Annotated in this window: 17 protein-coding genes; 6 read left to right on the top strand and 11 right to left on the bottom strand. The window is 37.7% G+C overall.

Going from position 1 to position 15,082, the window contains the following annotated elements; all coding sequences use genetic code 11:
- Positions 1-37: 37 nt before the first annotated feature.
- The 3 genes from J1N10_RS06020 to J1N10_RS06010 form a co-directional block, all read right to left on the bottom strand.
- Entirely contained in the window at positions 38-499 is a 462-nt protein-coding gene (locus J1N10_RS06020; protein WP_262325780.1) for a DUF2023 family protein, read from the bottom strand.
- 170 nt (positions 500-669) lie between these two features.
- Positions 670-1,278 carry a response regulator transcription factor gene (locus tag J1N10_RS06015; protein ID WP_262325779.1) on the bottom strand — a complete coding sequence of 203 codons (609 nt, stop codon included), beginning with the start codon at positions 1,276-1,278 and terminating at the stop codon, positions 670-672.
- Positions 1,265-2,035, bottom strand: coding sequence for a hemerythrin domain-containing protein (locus J1N10_RS06010; RefSeq protein ID WP_262325778.1), 771 nt, complete (start codon positions 2,033-2,035; stop codon positions 1,265-1,267). Before J1N10_RS06010 ends, J1N10_RS06015 begins: the two co-directional genes overlap by 14 nt.
- Positions 2,036-2,699: 664 nt before the next feature.
- On the opposite strand from J1N10_RS06010, the gene J1N10_RS06005 reads away from it, so the two are divergent.
- The 6 genes from J1N10_RS06005 to J1N10_RS05980 all read left to right on the top strand — a co-directional run bounded on the left by J1N10_RS06005 (position 2,700) and on the right by J1N10_RS05980 (position 7,418).
- A complete protein-coding gene (locus J1N10_RS06005; RefSeq protein ID WP_262325777.1) occupies positions 2,700-3,152 on the top strand; it encodes an Hsp20/alpha crystallin family protein in 453 nt (150 codons plus the stop codon).
- Between the two features lie 234 nt (positions 3,153-3,386).
- Positions 3,387-3,587: a hypothetical protein gene (locus J1N10_RS06000; RefSeq protein ID WP_262325776.1), complete on the top strand. Its 201-nt coding sequence runs from the start codon at positions 3,387-3,389 to the stop codon at positions 3,585-3,587.
- A gap of 194 nt (positions 3,588-3,781) precedes the next feature.
- Positions 3,782-4,951, top strand: a complete 1,170-nt coding sequence (locus J1N10_RS05995) for a cation:proton antiporter (RefSeq protein WP_262325775.1) — start codon at positions 3,782-3,784, stop codon at positions 4,949-4,951.
- Between the two features lie 65 nt (positions 4,952-5,016).
- Positions 5,017-5,442, top strand: coding sequence for a hypothetical protein (locus tag J1N10_RS05990; RefSeq protein WP_262325774.1), 426 nt, complete (start codon positions 5,017-5,019; stop codon positions 5,440-5,442).
- Between the two features lie 365 nt (positions 5,443-5,807).
- Complete coding sequence (locus tag J1N10_RS05985; protein WP_262325773.1) at positions 5,808-6,761, top strand: sensor histidine kinase; 954 nt, start codon at positions 5,808-5,810, stop codon at positions 6,759-6,761.
- 6 nt (positions 6,762-6,767) lie between these two features.
- Entirely contained in the window at positions 6,768-7,418 is a 651-nt protein-coding gene (locus J1N10_RS05980) for a response regulator (RefSeq protein WP_262325772.1), read from the top strand.
- Between the two features lie 259 nt (positions 7,419-7,677).
- Here the strand turns inward: J1N10_RS05980 and J1N10_RS05975 are convergent, their stop codons facing one another.
- From J1N10_RS05975 to speB, 8 genes are all read right to left on the bottom strand, one after another.
- Positions 7,678-8,205: a hypothetical protein gene (locus tag J1N10_RS05975; RefSeq protein ID WP_262325771.1), complete on the bottom strand. Its 528-nt coding sequence runs from the start codon at positions 8,203-8,205 to the stop codon at positions 7,678-7,680.
- A 31-nt stretch (positions 8,206-8,236) separates the two neighbouring features.
- Complete coding sequence (locus J1N10_RS05970) at positions 8,237-8,806, bottom strand: RNA polymerase sigma factor (RefSeq protein ID WP_262325770.1); 570 nt, start codon at positions 8,804-8,806, stop codon at positions 8,237-8,239.
- A gap of 168 nt (positions 8,807-8,974) precedes the next feature.
- Complete coding sequence (locus J1N10_RS05965; RefSeq protein WP_262325769.1) at positions 8,975-11,197, bottom strand: APC family permease; 2,223 nt, start codon at positions 11,195-11,197, stop codon at positions 8,975-8,977.
- 44 nt (positions 11,198-11,241) lie between these two features.
- A complete protein-coding gene (gene corA, locus J1N10_RS05960; protein ID WP_262325768.1) occupies positions 11,242-12,306 on the bottom strand; it encodes a magnesium/cobalt transporter CorA in 1,065 nt (354 codons plus the stop codon).
- 3 nt (positions 12,307-12,309) lie between these two features.
- Positions 12,310-12,894 (bottom strand): glutamine amidotransferase-related protein, encoded by a 585-nt coding sequence (locus J1N10_RS05955; RefSeq protein ID WP_262325767.1) that lies wholly within the window; start codon positions 12,892-12,894, stop codon positions 12,310-12,312.
- A gap of 14 nt (positions 12,895-12,908) precedes the next feature.
- Positions 12,909-13,241 (bottom strand): hypothetical protein, encoded by a 333-nt coding sequence (locus J1N10_RS05950; protein WP_262325766.1) that lies wholly within the window; start codon positions 13,239-13,241, stop codon positions 12,909-12,911.
- A 19-nt stretch (positions 13,242-13,260) separates the two neighbouring features.
- Positions 13,261-14,238 carry a deoxyhypusine synthase family protein gene (locus tag J1N10_RS05945; protein WP_262325765.1) on the bottom strand — a complete coding sequence of 326 codons (978 nt, stop codon included), beginning with the start codon at positions 14,236-14,238 and terminating at the stop codon, positions 13,261-13,263.
- Positions 14,228-15,082: an agmatinase gene (gene speB / locus J1N10_RS05940; RefSeq protein WP_262325764.1), complete on the bottom strand. Its 855-nt coding sequence runs from the start codon at positions 15,080-15,082 to the stop codon at positions 14,228-14,230. Before speB ends, J1N10_RS05945 begins: the two co-directional genes overlap by 11 nt.

The raw sequence follows: 15,082 nt of genomic DNA, 5'->3' as shown, positions 1-15,082 counted from the left end.
ATTGAATAAAACATAACCAATCATCTCTGCTTATATTTTAGTCACTTCCTGTTGATTGGCAATTTTGCAACAACGACTTCTTTTGTTCTTCTTTTCTTTTTAAATAACGCTCACATTGTTGCATACGATCATAACCCAACATGGTGCCCAATATAAAATCTTCTTCGTCGGTAAAATGATTCAAGGAAGTATGACCAAACGATTCAATAATTTGCACACACTTGTCATTTCCAAAAAATACATTGATTTTATCACTGTTGACCATCTGCAGATAATAACTAATACCTTTTCGATTTAAAAGCTCCTCTGTTTTAAATCGTTCCTTAATATTCATGGTATGAAGAACCAGGTTTCTCAATCCTTTTTTATATTCGTAAACATGGTGCATTAAAATCTGCATCTCGGCACTTTTGTACTCATCCAATGTGATTCGCATTCGATCTGAGTTATCAGCCTTCATTTTTACAATGTTTTTCAGTAAAATGCCCTCTCCCTTCATACTAAGCAATGATTTATATTGTTGAAAATAAACAACAAAAAAAGTGATAGTAACAAGGAGAAACAATCCCTATTAATTGTGATTTTTCCTAGTTATTGAAACTACTATTCTCAATATTATCACCTATTTCCTAAATTAAATTATCCATGCATTAGATTCAGAATTTATTCTTATCCCTTAACATTTTCAGGTTTTATCAAATCATTCATAACTGCATAAACAGTTAATCCAGCAATGGTTTTAATTCCAAGTTTTTCTGTAATATTTTTTCGATGCGAAATCACCGTATTAATACTGATAAATAACTTTTCCGCTATCTCTTTGTTGGAATATCCTAAAGCTACCGCTTTAAGCACATCTACTTCCCTTTCACTAAGTAAATCGGAATTGCTTTCGGTGTTTTCCTCATTATCATCATAGAAAAAGCTTTGAAATTTCTCAAGTACCTGCTGTCGCGTATCTTCTTCTAATATAAATAGGGCATTAGTCTGACACTTACAACAGTCATCGCAAACAACTAACAGCTTTATATCCTGATTTATTGCTTTTAGTTTTAATATTGACTCATTCATATCAGGGTCGAGTATATCTTGGGCAACAACAGCAAACTTAATACCCTCAACATCTTTTAGGCATGACATGGTCGAAATAAACGTATCAGCCTCATATAGGTCTGGCTCAATACCAATTACACTAAGTATTGTTTTTACACCTAAGCGATGAATAAAGTGCTTATCTGCAATGCACACTTTAGTTTTATATAATTCACTCTGTTTCACTCGCTTCTAGTATTTGTTGTTCTAATAACATGACTTTTGGAACCAACACTTTGTCTTCGATGCGTGAATGGTCTTCCAAATCGGCTTCTAAGCGAAATAGTTCTGTCAGTAATTTCTGACAAATCTCTTTACATACAATTGGCGGGAGATGTCGTATTATTAAATTTTTGAGGTCGCTGAGTTTAAGCTCCATATTTTCATGGTGTCGAGCATAATGCTCTATCGACTCTTCTTTTATCTTGTGTACAACATTAGCAGTAAAGTTCCTATGCTTTAGAGTTTCTTCCAAAAATGAAATGTAAGGAAAAACAAGGGTATCTTCTCGGTTCAGATGATTCACTAACTCTGCTTTATACTCTGAAAAGAAATTACTTAAAAGCTCAATGTTTTTTAAGTTTTCAATGGATACCTCCTTCTTAATTTGGGCAATATATCCTTCAATTTCCGGTACTTTTACATTTAAATAATAAGCATGAGTATTTGATAAATAATCGACTATAAGTGACGCCTTGAAATTCTGAAGCTCTGCATGAGGAAAGTATTCGTGGTTATGATATGAATTAATTATTTCAAGAAAAAAACAAACGTTAATTTTATAATCATCACACACTTCTTTAACCGTTTTATTACTAAAGCCAAAATCAATACCAAACCTGCCAATTATTGGTATTAATCGATAATCCAGATGGATGACATCTGCCATTTTTGTTTTAGGAGTGAAGGGTAAGTTGTTATTCATTTTGTATTCTTGAATCATGGTACAGCTTTATTTTCAGTTAAACCATCAACACTAGAGGCATTTAATATTTACTAACTTAAAATAAAACAATTTCACCCAGTTGAAATAATAATTAAGAAACTGCTTAATTTTTGTTTTTGTGATTTATTTTGAATGAATTATGTTCTCAGATGAAGCAAAACTGATGCGAATAGCATCGCTATTTAAAGAAGTTTTGCAGAAATATGAGGACTTAAGTCGTCAAAATAAACCGAAGGATAAAACTTAAACAGTTTCTAAGTTTATACCTTATAATTAATGAGCTGCAATGTATGTAAGCAAACGGTATCGTAAAATCCCCATTTGTTATGATTTTACAAACCACCCCATGCAGCAAATGTTGGTTAACAGCATGGTCAGCCAATATGAACATAAAATAGACTATGAACCCTGAAGTAACAATTATGTTTTAACGCTGAAATTACGACAGCTAATCAAGTCATAATGACGCACTTATACGCGAGCTACCTGTCAATTTTTCAGTTTCTTTTTAGTCTTAAAAAAAGTACTTCTTTGTATTGAATTGAAAATCAATAAAAAATAAAAATCACTAAATGACATCCTCTAACATTGGCATTTAGTTTGAACTATGCCTGGTGAGATTGTAAAAATTTGTTGAACTAAAATTTTGGAGGATAAAATTATGACACTTGCCAAATTATCAAACAACTGGTTTCCATCAGCTCCTTCAATCTTCGATAGATTTTTTGATGGAGAATTGATGGATTGGAATAGGACTAACTATTCCAGTACAGACACTACTTTGCCAGCAGTTAATGTAAAAGAAAACGACAATGAGTTTTTAATTGATGTTGCTGCTCCGGGCTTAAAAAAAGAAGATTTCAAAGTTAATTACGACAATGGTCGTCTAACTATTTCGTCGGAAAAGAAGAATGAAAAAGAAGAAAAAGACAGTGGAAAAATTACCAGACGCGAGTTTAGCTACCAGTCTTTCCAACGCTCATTCACCGTTTCGGAACATGTAGTTGATGCGGAAAAAATTGGAGCAAACTACGAAAATGGCATCCTTCACATTATACTTCCTAAACGTGAAGAGCTTAAGCCAAAGCCAGCAAAGCAAATAGAGATTTTGTAAATACCAAAGGGCAGAACCACTCTGCCCTGTTTTAATAAAGAAAACTCTTAAAGTCACCTATCCTCGAGGCAAGCCCACGGGGTATTTCTGCATTCGCAGAAAACCGAGTTTTCTTTATTAACCCCTCAGACCGATATAAATCGGCCATCTCCCCTGAAATTCAGGGGAGAAATAACTGCCCCCGAGGCAAGCCTCAGGGAATCATATTGATTGAACCTTTATAACGTATCAACCATGTTTGAACTATGTAAGACTGTATTAAATGGAGTTCACGAAGACAAAAACCTTTTTAGAAAGGAATTGATTAAATCACTGTCGTGGTTAAATTCCGAAGAGCAAATAAAACTTCAAGCTTGGGTACGCGAAAAATTTGGGCATGAACATGCCGATGTGATTGATGAAATACTTGATACAAAGTACCAGTTTGCTTCATAAGCAAAAAAACTCCCGGTCGAGTAATCAGCCGGGAGTTTACTTTCAAAGTATATTCTAACAATACACTTCAACATCCATCGTGGCTGTTTAATTTTAATCGAACTCGGGTTAATAAGCAAGATACTTGATTTCATAGGTTGATTGAGCTTAATTTAGAAATCCCTATATTGATAAAATCAAATATCGGTTTAAATATGGTTTTGTTATCTGCTAATATTGACCCTGTTGTTTCCAAATTTGTGCTGTTGTCGGCCATCATTATTCTTGTTGGTTTTGTGCTTCGTTTGCTCAAGCAGCCGTCCATCGTCACCTATATGATTGTTGGCGTTATTGTTGGTCCTCTTGGTTTCGGGGTTATTACCGATGAGAACTTAATTACCAACCTTGGTTCGCTGGGTTTGGTTTTACTATTGTTTTTTATCGGCATGGAGATTCATTTGCCCAATTTAATAGCCAATTGGCGGGTATCCATACTTGGTACAGCATTGCAGGTTATCTTCAGTATAGCCATTATTTGGGCTTTGGGATTCTATCTTAACTGGAAAATGAACCAGATAATAATGATTGGCTTTGTAATCAGCCTTAGCAGTACAGCAGTTATTCTAAAACTACTGCAAGAGCAAGATGAATTACAAACCAAATTAGGACAGAATGTATTAGGTATACTTTTAGCACAAGATATCCTCATTGTTCCGATGCTTATCATTCTTGGTTATCTTGGTGGCAAGCAACCCACATCGGCTGAATCCATCAAGCAAATAATAGGTGGTATTATGATTATCAGCGTCATCGCTTATATTCTGAAGAATAAAGAAATCAAACTACCGTTTAGAACCGCCATTGCGAAAGACCATGAGATGCAGGTATTTGTGGCCTTTACACTATGTTTTGGTTTTGCATTGCTCACGGCGTACCTGGAATTATCGGCAGCCTTGGGTGCCTTTATTGGTGGAATTGTCTTATCATCTGCCAAGTCAACTCAATGGGTACATGATAGTTTGTCGGCTTTTAAAGTATTTTTTGTAGCCTTGTTTTTCGTATCCATTGGCATGCTTATCGACCTTCAGTTTATTTATAATCATTTATTAACGATAGGTATTTTAGTGACCTTAGTGCTTATAATTAATAGTGGCATTAATGCTTTGGTGATGAAACCTTTTTCGGAGGATTGGAAAACAAGCATCTATGCCGGTGTTATGCTTTCGCAAATTGGTGAATTTAGTTTCATCCTAGGTTTAATCAGCTATCAATCAGGCATTATTCACGACTATGCTTATCAGATTATCATTAGCACTATAAGTCTTACACTTTTACTGAGTCCGTTATGGATTAGTATTGTTAAAAGGTTCTTGTATCGGAGCTAAATCTTTTTAATTGTTGGTGACCAATTGTTGTGATTTTGGTCTAATTAGAAACAAATAGATGATTTATGCCTTCAAAAAAAATAGCCGTCCTGCTACATTCTTCAATAGAAAACACAGCTCTTCTTGAATACGCCGGTTGTTGTGCAAAAAATATTAATGCCAAACTCTGTATTATTAGTACCAGTCCCAAAACGAATAAGCAATCGGCATTGCCAGGCATGAAGCATAAGCTCCGGTTAATCGAAAGCATTAATGATATTTTTAAATCACAGCCTTTATCCTTTGAGATCATCATCACCACGTCTCAAAATACCAAAAGCCTGGCAAGCTTTTTTAAAGAACATGATTTCAGTCGTATAATAATTAATGAAGCTAATAAAGAACTGACGCACACTTTTGCTAAACAGTATCACCTTCCCATTGTCATCTTCAAACAGTACAAAACTGACAGCAATAACTGTTGCTCCAACCCACTTCTGAACAAGGCATAAAAAAGCCGGTAGCTTTTCTGCGAAACTACCGGCAAGTATGAGCAATTTATCACAACGGCTTCAATCCAATAAGTGGTACACCTATTCTCTTTCAGCCTCCTTTAAAAAATGAAAGCGCACGTTTGTTTTTGAGCCTTTATCTCTTTTAGGCGTTTTAACAACTTTTTTCTGTGCAAACTCACGTTTTAATGTTTTTGACATGACCAAAAAAATAATAACAATTAATCTAAACCTTTTCTGTGCAGTAGCCCTAATAACGATGCTTCTTCAAGCATTTTGACTACTGTTTGTTATTTTAGACTCCAACATTTAAAAGAGGTCACCTACTTTAGACGTATTTTTATTAAAATTTTTAACTTCATGCCATGAAGACTCCAAGCATTCAAAGCTTATTAGATTATATCGATGATGGCGCTTTATGCATCAATACTGGGGGCCAGATAATGGCCAGTAATGGCCAGATTGAAGCACTATTGGAGATTGATGGCACTGAACTCTTCAACAACAACCCTTATACGAGATACCTTCAGGAACAAATTAAAAGCCATCGGCAAAAAGCCATCAAGCACTTTGAAGTATGCATAACCAAAGAAGACAATAGCCGGCTTGTTTTACAATGTATTGCCAACGACGATGAAGTGCTAATTCTCAATAAGAATACCGAAATAATTGAAGCTGACTCTTTAAGTGCCATCCTCGAAGGACAAGAAAATGAGCGTCGTCGATTGGGGCGTGAGATTCATGATAGCATTGGTCCTATGATGTCATTTATACGTTTAAACCTGGATGCTGTCATCGAAAAAATACAAGATAAAAGCATTGGACAGCACACCGAACTGGTTGAAAGCATTAGTGAAACAGTGGATAGCATCACATCCGATTTACGTACCTTATCACATCGTCTGGTGCCCCGCACACTCGATGAATTTGGTCTTTACTCCGCCTTTAACAGTTTGGCTTTTAAACTGAATCATTCAAAACGCGTTCATATTGAGTTTTATTCTAATATGGATGTTGACGTTCGGTTTGACAGTGAGCTTGAACTCAACCTTTACCGTTGTGGGCAGGAGCTGTTATATAACGCCATCAAACATGCCAGGGCCAACCAGATTTTAATCCAAATAATCCGCCATAAAGAAAGCATCATTTTGATGGTTGAGGACGATGGAATAGGTTTCAACCACGAGATTAAAGATACAAACCATGGTATTGGCCTTACCAATATAGAAACCCGCACTAAACTTCTGAATGGTGTTTTTTCGCTCGATAGCGTGCCTGATAAAGGAACAGTGGCCAGTATTGAGATACCCCTTAATTAAACAACAATGGAGAAGATAAATATACTATTGGCCGACGACCACAAAATTTTTAGAGAAGGCATTAAAGAATTGTTGATAAAAGAAAAGGAGATTAACAGCATAACTGAAGCTTCTAACGGTTCTGAAGTTATAAATTTAACGAGCCAGCAGCTATTCGATGTGATTATTCTCGATATCGATATGGGAAGTCCGAACGGTATTGAAGTAACCCAACAACTTATTGAGCGACAACCCGATGTTAATATTCTTATTTTATCGATGCTCAGCATCCCTGATTTCATCCTTCAGGCTTTGGAATCGGGTGCCAAAGGGTATATACTCAAAAGCGCTGGCAAAGACGAGCTATTGACAGCCATTCGTTGCGTTGCTAAAGGCGACAGCTACTTCAGTAAAGAGGTTTCCATTAGCCTGATGGAACAAATACAAAAGAATAAAACCACTAAAAAAAGGAAGTCAGACATTCCTTTATCGAAACGCGAAATAGAGATATTGAAATTAATTAGTCAGGAATATAGCAACCAGGAAATTGCGGATAAATTGTTTATCAGCATCCGAACAGTGGATACTCACCGACGCAACTTGTTGGAGAAATTGGAGATAAAAAACAATGTTGGCCTGGTGAAATATGCCATCTCCAAAGGCCTGTTAGATAAATAAAGAAAGCTCTTAAGGTCACCAATCTCCGAGGCAAGCCCACGGGGCATTTCTGCATTCGTAGAAAACCGAGTTTTCTTTATTAACCCCTCTGACCGATATAAATCGGCCATCTCCCCTGAAATTCAGGGGAGAAAAAAGCTGACCCCGAGGCAAACCTCAGGGAATCATATTGATTAAACCGGGAATCGTTTCAATTCCCGGCCTTGCTAAAGAACAGACTTACTTTTAATAATAACTGCTGGTTTTATTGTTTCAAATCTTAAAGCATTCCCAGTTCGAGAGGGCTATTATCCCAGAACAATCGATTACTCTGAATAAAACTAAAGTTAAAGAACGACGCATGCTGTAAGTCTATGAGCTTGCCATTTTTTGCAATGACTTTTACAGAATGCTTTTTTGTATTCAGCTTATTGAGTAATCCTCCCGGATTAAGCCTTGTAGCCAAACTCTTATGCTCAAAAAACCAATTGCCATAATTATCAATATATGGTTTTAATGACGCATCGTGATTCGCAAAACGCACCTCTAGTTGCATGTGTATATCATTGGCAGCCACATTACCAAACAGGGTTTTATAGCGTTGTATAAATGTCCTGCGCAAATCATTCTCGAGATAAAGTAAGGGCGACGACTGGCTGCCATAATCACCAAAAAACAAAGAAGTCCGGTTATAAATAATAAGCACCGTCAGCGTATTCGATTCCTGAAAAGCCATGTCAAATACTTTATGAAGTACCTTGCTGTTGACATGGTTGATATCGCATAGAAATAACACCTTATCGTTCATATGCTTTGTTTTTAACTTTTTGAACATCGTTTTAGTAAGCATATTCGCATGATTTACCCACTTTCTGACGGGCGCGCATCAGACGCATTTTTACAGCACTTTTCGAGATATTCAATTCTGTCTGAATCTCTTTTACCGAAAAATTAGATAAGTATTTGAGTTCCAGAATTTGCTTATCCTGATGAGGAATGTCGTTTAATGCCTTAAGCAGTTCCTGCTCCCTGTTTTCACGTGCTACCTGGTCCTCAACATCTTCGTGTGAACTCATTTCAACGCCCCAAATTATTTTTTCTTCCAACGATTCATAATGCACCTGTTTTTCTTTTTTCAAGGTAGAAACACAATGGTTGTATGTAATAGAGTACAACCAGGTTGAAAACTTTGAATGACCTTTAAAAGAACTTAACGCTGCAAAGGTCTTCATAAATATATCCTGGCATAAATCAAAAGCATCATCTGTATTACGGGCAAAGGAATAACACTTATTAAAGACCTTTAAATAATAACGGTTATACAATTGCTCATAGGCTGTGCTGTTGCCTTGTTTTAGCTCCTCAATTAAGACTTCGTCGTTTTTTTTGTTGATGTCCAATTTTTTCATCTTTCATTACATCTAATCGTTTTATTGATGATGTAAATGTAGCTGGTCAGGAAAGTGAAAAATAGAGTAGAAAAGCAGATTTTTATGCTACGCCAAGCACTTAGTCATTAGTAGGAATTATGAGTAAACCTACGAGAATCTCGTAGGTTTAAAAATGAACTAATGCCATTATTCAATGGCTTGATGACTCGAAGCCGTTACAAACAGAATATCTCCCAAATCATCGTAGCCGGTAAAAACTTCACTACCGCTGTGTTTAATTTGTTCTTCCATAAAACCAATAATGGTTAAACCGGCGCGCATCGAATGCTCATGTATCATGGTTTTCACCGATACGTCCTCTTTTAAGGGTAAAATCTCAATGTTTGACATGGTAATGGGTAATCGGCCACTCTGCACCAGGTTTTTAATCTGCTGGCGCGTCAACTCCACCTCATCTTTTTTACATACACTAAAAATCTTGACGTAACTCTTACGCCAGTCAGGATGTGACAAAATGATGAATCCCAGTAAAATCATCAGGTTGGCATTCAGCACATCGGTGGGTTTAATCCAAATGTGAATACCGTTCTTAAAATGTGTGTTGGTATCCGAATCGGAAAATACACAAATATCAAGGTTACCGGCACGCGTTAAGCTAATATTATCCAGAATGTCACTGATAGCCTCAGAGTTTTTTCGTTTGTAATCAAACACCACCATATTGTTTTCCATACCACTGATGCTGGGGCTCTGAATAGCCTGTGCAATGGCACTTGTATAAGAGGGCGATATCATGCAATCGAGATACAGCGAGCTTTTATTATCATGCTGGTCTTCAATCAACTGTTTAACAATTGATTTTGCTTCTTCGTTCGTAGCTTTTGAATAATAGCCTTTGAGGTAGTGAAAGTAGGTACCAAAACCATGTTTGTATGAAATCCATTTTAATAAATCGAACACCTTGCTTCGCGAAAAAGAGTTGGTGGAGATACAAATGGCTGATGGTCGCCATTCTTCAGCGTCTACTGATTTGCTTCTGTTTTTTTGCAGGTACAGCTGAATACGTCGACTCAGCTGAAACAAAGCACCTGAAAAAATATTCTGCAATCCGCCTCTTTCTTTATGCACTGAGTTAAGGTACAAGTAGGTTACTATAATTACAGCACAGGCCAACATTGAAAAGAAGGCACTGATTTTGAACATGATCCACAACGACAAGACAAAGCCACTTAACGAGATCAACCAGTGCGATTTAAATTGAGGACGATACGATGGTGAGGCGCCAAAGTGATTGAGAAACGAAATCAGACATAACGAGCCATAGGTAATCATGAAAAACATAGAGATGATTTGGGCCACAAAATCAACTTCACCCAGCAAGACAAAAAAGAAGGCAATGGTCATGGTCACAAAGGTGGCATTATAAGGCTCGTTGGTTTCACCTTTGCCCCTGGCCAGCCATTTGTTCAGTTTTTTGGCCGGCCAACACTTATCCACCGATAAAGCCTGCAAGGTGCGGGGCGCTACCAAAACAGAACCAATAGCCGATGAGATGGTGGAAGCACCTAGCCCCAACGGAATAACCAGACCGCCTAACAATGCCACGTTAGCCATTGACAATTGATTAGAACTCATCTCCTCGGGCGTTAAGGAAATGGAAAACTTATAAATGATGGCAATGTAAATGAGCATACCAATGATCGTACCCAGCAGTGTTCCCCTTGGTATCGATTTTTTGGGATCTTTTAAATCACCACTTAAACCAACACCAGCCGTCATACCGGTAAAGGCCGGAAAACAGATGGCAAACCAGATGAAGAATTGGTTTTTATTGCTGAACACAAAATTAGTACTACCAGCACCCTCTCCAACAGATGGTTCACCGGCAAAAAACAATGCCAGCGATATAAACAAAACCGCTACAACAATATATAAGGTCTTCACCCCTAAATCGGCTCCTTTTTTAAGAATAAGAACACCTAATAGCAAGAGAGCTGGTATACTAATCACCTGACGAGGCAAGTCAATATTATAACTATTCTGCATCCAGGTGAAGAAAGGCGCAAAAGCTTCGGTGAAAGCTATAACATAAAAAGCCACACTGATGGCTTGCGAGAAATACAAAGCAATACCAATGGTAGCACCAATGTTTAACCCAAAAGAACGGGAAATAATAAAATACTCACCACCACCTTCAACCCTTGTATTTGTGGCTATCTCGGAAATAGCTAAGGCAGTTGGTATGGTTATGAAGTGCCCCAGTAATATGATGGCGAATGCTCCAAAAAAGCCTAAGTTACCGACGGCCATTCCAAAGCGAAGAAACAGGATAGCTCCTAGTATCGTTGAAATAGCGGTTAGAAATACCGGTGCGGTACCAAATCCTTTCTTTTTGTGTGAAGTATTCATGTTTTATAATCATTAGCAGGTTTTGTGCTCTGACCTGCCATTTGTTAATACCATTTTTTACGCTTGAAATACACGAGCATCCCTATGGCAATCATAACCATTACCCCTATCATAGCCGGATACCCCTGTCGGAAACCCAATTCAGGAATATACTCAAAATTGGTTCCGTAGATACCCGCAATAAAGGTCAGTGGAATAAAAACAACCGAGAAGATGGTTAAGACCCGCATAATATCATTCAGTCGACTACTGACCTGTGTATGATAAATACTCAACTGATTGGTTAATATCTCCTTGTAGTTATTTAATGAATCAATAGCTTGCTGAATATTACTTTGCAACTCCCGGAAGAAAATCTCCTTTTCCTCTTCGATGTAATCCGACTCTAATTTAATAAGATTCAGCACCATTTCTTTACAGGGAACAATGGACTTGTGCAAATAAATAAGTTCTATTTTATAGTGGTTAATATCTGCCAGCATTGAATTATCAACGGTGCCTAAAACCTTTTCATCCAGCTCCTCTACTAACTCTCCAAAGCAGCTGATGGCATAACTGTAATTATCAATAATGACATCTAAAAGTGCAAACAGTAAATAATCAGAGCCCAATTGTCTGATTTTTCTTTTCGGGTTCTTCAAGCGTTCCCTCACCGGGTTGAACACATCGCCTCTTCGCTCCTGAAAAGTGATTAACTGCTTATCTTTTAAAATAAACACAATATTCTCGTTATCAACCAATAAATCATCTTCATTGAGTATACGAATTAACTTCAATGATACAAACAAGCAGTTGTCGTATTCGACCACGCGCGGCCGGCTGTGTGTATTTAAAATTTCAGAAATAACAATGGACTCAATATCCAACACCTCCGACACCTTTTGCATCACATTGGTATCGTGCAGGCCATAGATATTAATCCACGAATTTCCTTGATTAATAAAAGCTGACAGTTTTTCAACTTCATCAAACCCATCCTCAACCAGAGTCTTACTATCATAGTTATAGGCCTGGATAAAAACACGTTCGGTTTTTTGTTCTCCCCTGAATTGAATACTATCGGGCGATAAACCTATATGCTCTTTATTGCTTTTTAAAAATCGGGCCATTAATTATTGATCATTTATAATTCCACACATTTTAAGAAAGTTGCGCACCATCTTCATTCCATCTTCTCCTGATACCTCAGGATGCGATTGAAAACCATAGATAGGTTTTGATTTATGTCGGATGATTTCGGTAGCGCATGTTTCGGAAATAGCCAGACTCTCAAACGAATCGGGTAATTCGGAAACAAAGAATGAATGACGTTTAACCAATGACACCTCCTGTTGGGTCACCCCTTCAAAAATCGGGTCTTCGGGCTTTGTGATTTCTATTATTTCTTTTTTACCATGGTATTCCGGCAACTTTTTAATGCGTCCGCGATGCGCCACAGCAATAATTTCGTGCCCGAGGCAAAAACCTAAAACGGGCACGTTAAAATTCTGCATGGCCACAAAATTCGACGTCAGGTTGAGTGGTTCATAAGGATTACCTTTGCCACCCGACAAGATGATTCCTTTTATTTTGGTTTTGGCCGACAATGTAATAGGCTGATTATGGTCAAAAAACACATAATCAAAATCCTGCTCAGCCAGGTATTGGCGCTTAAACTTCTTTATAAAAGCACTTTGGTTATCTATGATTAAAAGCATACTATAACAAACAATTATGTTTCTGAATAGTTTTCATTATCCGACAGGTATTCAACATCGCTATGCTTGTTGGCATATTCTTCCTGTACTTTAGGTTTTAAATTAAAGTTGCTGTCAAAGTCGTCATCTTCATCCATTATTTCAAGCGCCATATCAACAGACATGCGCAGCATATACACTTTTTCGTCAGTCTCAAAACGAAGCGCTGAAATTCGCTGGCCTTGTTTGTCGTTGAACCAAATCAAATATTCATGAAACCCATCGGGGTAAACAAGCTTTAACTGCTCCTTCAGTACGGTAGGTAATTTATGGTAATCCATAATTACTTTTGGTTTACTAATCAGCATATCCATCGTTTTAAAATTTTTACCAATTTAATAAATATGCGAATACCAATGGCGCTACAATGGAAGCATCTGACTCAATAATAAATTTTGGCGTGCTTACATTTAATTTACCCCATGTTATTTTTTCATTAGGCACAGCACCCGAATAAGAGCCATAGCTGGTTGTTGAGTCGGATATCTGACAGAAATATGACCAAAACTTTGTTTTAGACTCACTTAAATCCTGCGATAGCATTGGCACTACACATATAGGGAAATCGCCTGCAATGCCACCTCCAATCTGGAAAAAGCCTATTCCATTTTCTTCAGTATTTTGCTGATACCAGGATGCCAAAAATGTCATGTATTCAATGCCACTTTTCACCACTTTAGGCTCCAACTGCCCTTTGATACAGTAGGAAGCAAAAATATTTCCTAAAGTTGAGTCTTCCCATCCGGGCACCACAATTGGTATATTCTTTTCTGCAGCGGCCAGCATCCAGCTATTGGCCGGATCAATTTCGTAATATTGCTCCAGATCACCTGACAACAAAAGCTGGTATAAATATTCGTGCGGAAAGAAACGCTGATTGGTTTCGTAGGCATCGCGCCATAAATTATAAATGTGCTTCTGAATACGTCGAAAAGCCTCTTCCTCAGGAATGCAGGTATCAGTGACCCTATTGTATCCATTCTCGAGCAATTCCCACTCGCGGGTTGGTGACAAATCGCGATAGTTGGGAATGCGCTTATAGGAATTATGGGCTACCAGATTCATCACATCTTCTTCGAGGTTAGCACCAGTACAGGAAATAATGTGTACCTTATCCTGACGAATCATTTCTGCTAAACTCCTTCCTAATTCAGCCGTACTCATTGCCCCAGCCAGCGAAACCAGCATTTTATTCCCTTTGTTTAACTGCGCTTCATATGCAACAGCGGCATCCACCAGGCTGGCGGCATTAAAATGCTTGTAATGCTGTAGCATAAAGTTCGAAACAGAACCTTTATTTGTCATTGTATTTAAATTTATAAGAAAGTAGTTTGTAATAGAGTTTTGCTGCTAAAAAATCGGGTGCTTTATCATTGATATTAGGCGCTAATTCAACCATATCAAAGCCAAGCACTGTTCGTTCTGAAAATAGTTTCTTTAAAAACTTTAAAGTCGGATACCACAGCAATCCACCAGGTTCCGGCGTTCCGGTCGATGGCATAATTGATGGATCAAACACATCCAAATCAATGGTCAGATACACTTTGTCGCCCATTCGTTTAATAGCCTTATCCATCCACTCTTCACTACCCACTATGTCCTCAGCATAGAAGCATTTCTCACGGTTAATATATTTTAATTCGGATGCATCCATGCTGCGGAGTCCTACCTGAATCAAATTCGTGGTTTTTGACGCCTCATGCATAGCACAGGCATGGTTGTATTTCGACCCCAGATAATGAGGCCGTAAATCGGCATGGGCATCGAGCTGCACCACTGTTAAATCGGGGTATTGTTCGCTAAATGCCTTAATAATGCCAATGCTTATGGAATGCTCACCGCCCAAAAAGGTCAGAAAGCGCTTCAATCCCAATTGATACTGCACCGATTTGTAAATACTGTTAAACATTTTATCGGGAGTTTCTTCATCTATAATTGAAGGCAAAATATGGATACCCTCTTTATAGACACAGGTATTGGTTTCAATGTCATACAATTCCATATTATGTGAGGCTTCGAGAAAGGCTCTGAAACCATTATCAGCGCCTTTTCCCCAAGTGCTGGTTCTGTCATACGGAATTGGCTGCAACAGCACCTTAGCATTCGGAAAGGAAGCATACCTTTTTTCAATGTCAGCAAATGTCTTCAT

Origin of the sequence: Carboxylicivirga litoralis (assembly GCF_025499605.1) — a bacterium.
Classification (GTDB): domain Bacteria; phylum Bacteroidota; class Bacteroidia; order Bacteroidales; family Marinilabiliaceae; genus Carboxylicivirga; species Carboxylicivirga litoralis.
Note: the sequence above shows the minus strand (reverse complement) of the source record. Positions and strands in the feature narration are given on the sequence as shown.

Excerpts from the sequence above, each read along its gene's own strand:
- J1N10_RS06020 (WP_262325780.1), bottom strand. The coding sequence starts at position 499 with ATGAAGGGAGAGGGCATTTTACTGAAAAACATTGTAAAAATGAAGGCT.
- J1N10_RS06010 (WP_262325778.1), bottom strand. The coding sequence starts at position 2,035 with ATGATTCAAGAATACAAAATGAATAACAACTTACCCTTCACTCCTAAA.
- J1N10_RS06005 (WP_262325777.1), top strand. The coding sequence starts at position 2,700 with ATGACACTTGCCAAATTATCAAACAACTGGTTTCCATCAGCTCCTTCA.
- J1N10_RS06000 (WP_262325776.1), top strand. The coding sequence starts at position 3,387 with ATGTTTGAACTATGTAAGACTGTATTAAATGGAGTTCACGAAGACAAA.
- J1N10_RS05995 (WP_262325775.1), top strand. The coding sequence starts at position 3,782 with ATGGTTTTGTTATCTGCTAATATTGACCCTGTTGTTTCCAAATTTGTG.
- J1N10_RS05990 (WP_262325774.1), top strand. The coding sequence starts at position 5,017 with ATGCCTTCAAAAAAAATAGCCGTCCTGCTACATTCTTCAATAGAAAAC.
- J1N10_RS05985 (WP_262325773.1), top strand. The coding sequence starts at position 5,808 with ATGAAGACTCCAAGCATTCAAAGCTTATTAGATTATATCGATGATGGC.
- J1N10_RS05980 (WP_262325772.1), top strand. The coding sequence starts at position 6,768 with ATGGAGAAGATAAATATACTATTGGCCGACGACCACAAAATTTTTAGA.
- J1N10_RS05975 (WP_262325771.1), bottom strand. The coding sequence starts at position 8,205 with ATGAACGATAAGGTGTTATTTCTATGCGATATCAACCATGTCAACAGC.
- J1N10_RS05970 (WP_262325770.1), bottom strand. The coding sequence starts at position 8,806 with ATGAAAAAATTGGACATCAACAAAAAAAACGACGAAGTCTTAATTGAG.
- J1N10_RS05965 (WP_262325769.1), bottom strand. The coding sequence starts at position 11,197 with ATGAATACTTCACACAAAAAGAAAGGATTTGGTACCGCACCGGTATTT.
- corA (WP_262325768.1), bottom strand. The coding sequence starts at position 12,306 with ATGGCCCGATTTTTAAAAAGCAATAAAGAGCATATAGGTTTATCGCCC.
- J1N10_RS05955 (WP_262325767.1), bottom strand. The coding sequence starts at position 12,894 with ATGCTTTTAATCATAGATAACCAAAGTGCTTTTATAAAGAAGTTTAAG.
- J1N10_RS05950 (WP_262325766.1), bottom strand. The coding sequence starts at position 13,241 with ATGCTGATTAGTAAACCAAAAGTAATTATGGATTACCATAAATTACCT.
- J1N10_RS05945 (WP_262325765.1), bottom strand. The coding sequence starts at position 14,238 with ATGACAAATAAAGGTTCTGTTTCGAACTTTATGCTACAGCATTACAAG.
- speB (WP_262325764.1), bottom strand. The coding sequence starts at position 15,082 with ATGAAGACATTTGCTGACATTGAAAAAAGGTATGCTTCCTTTCCGAAT.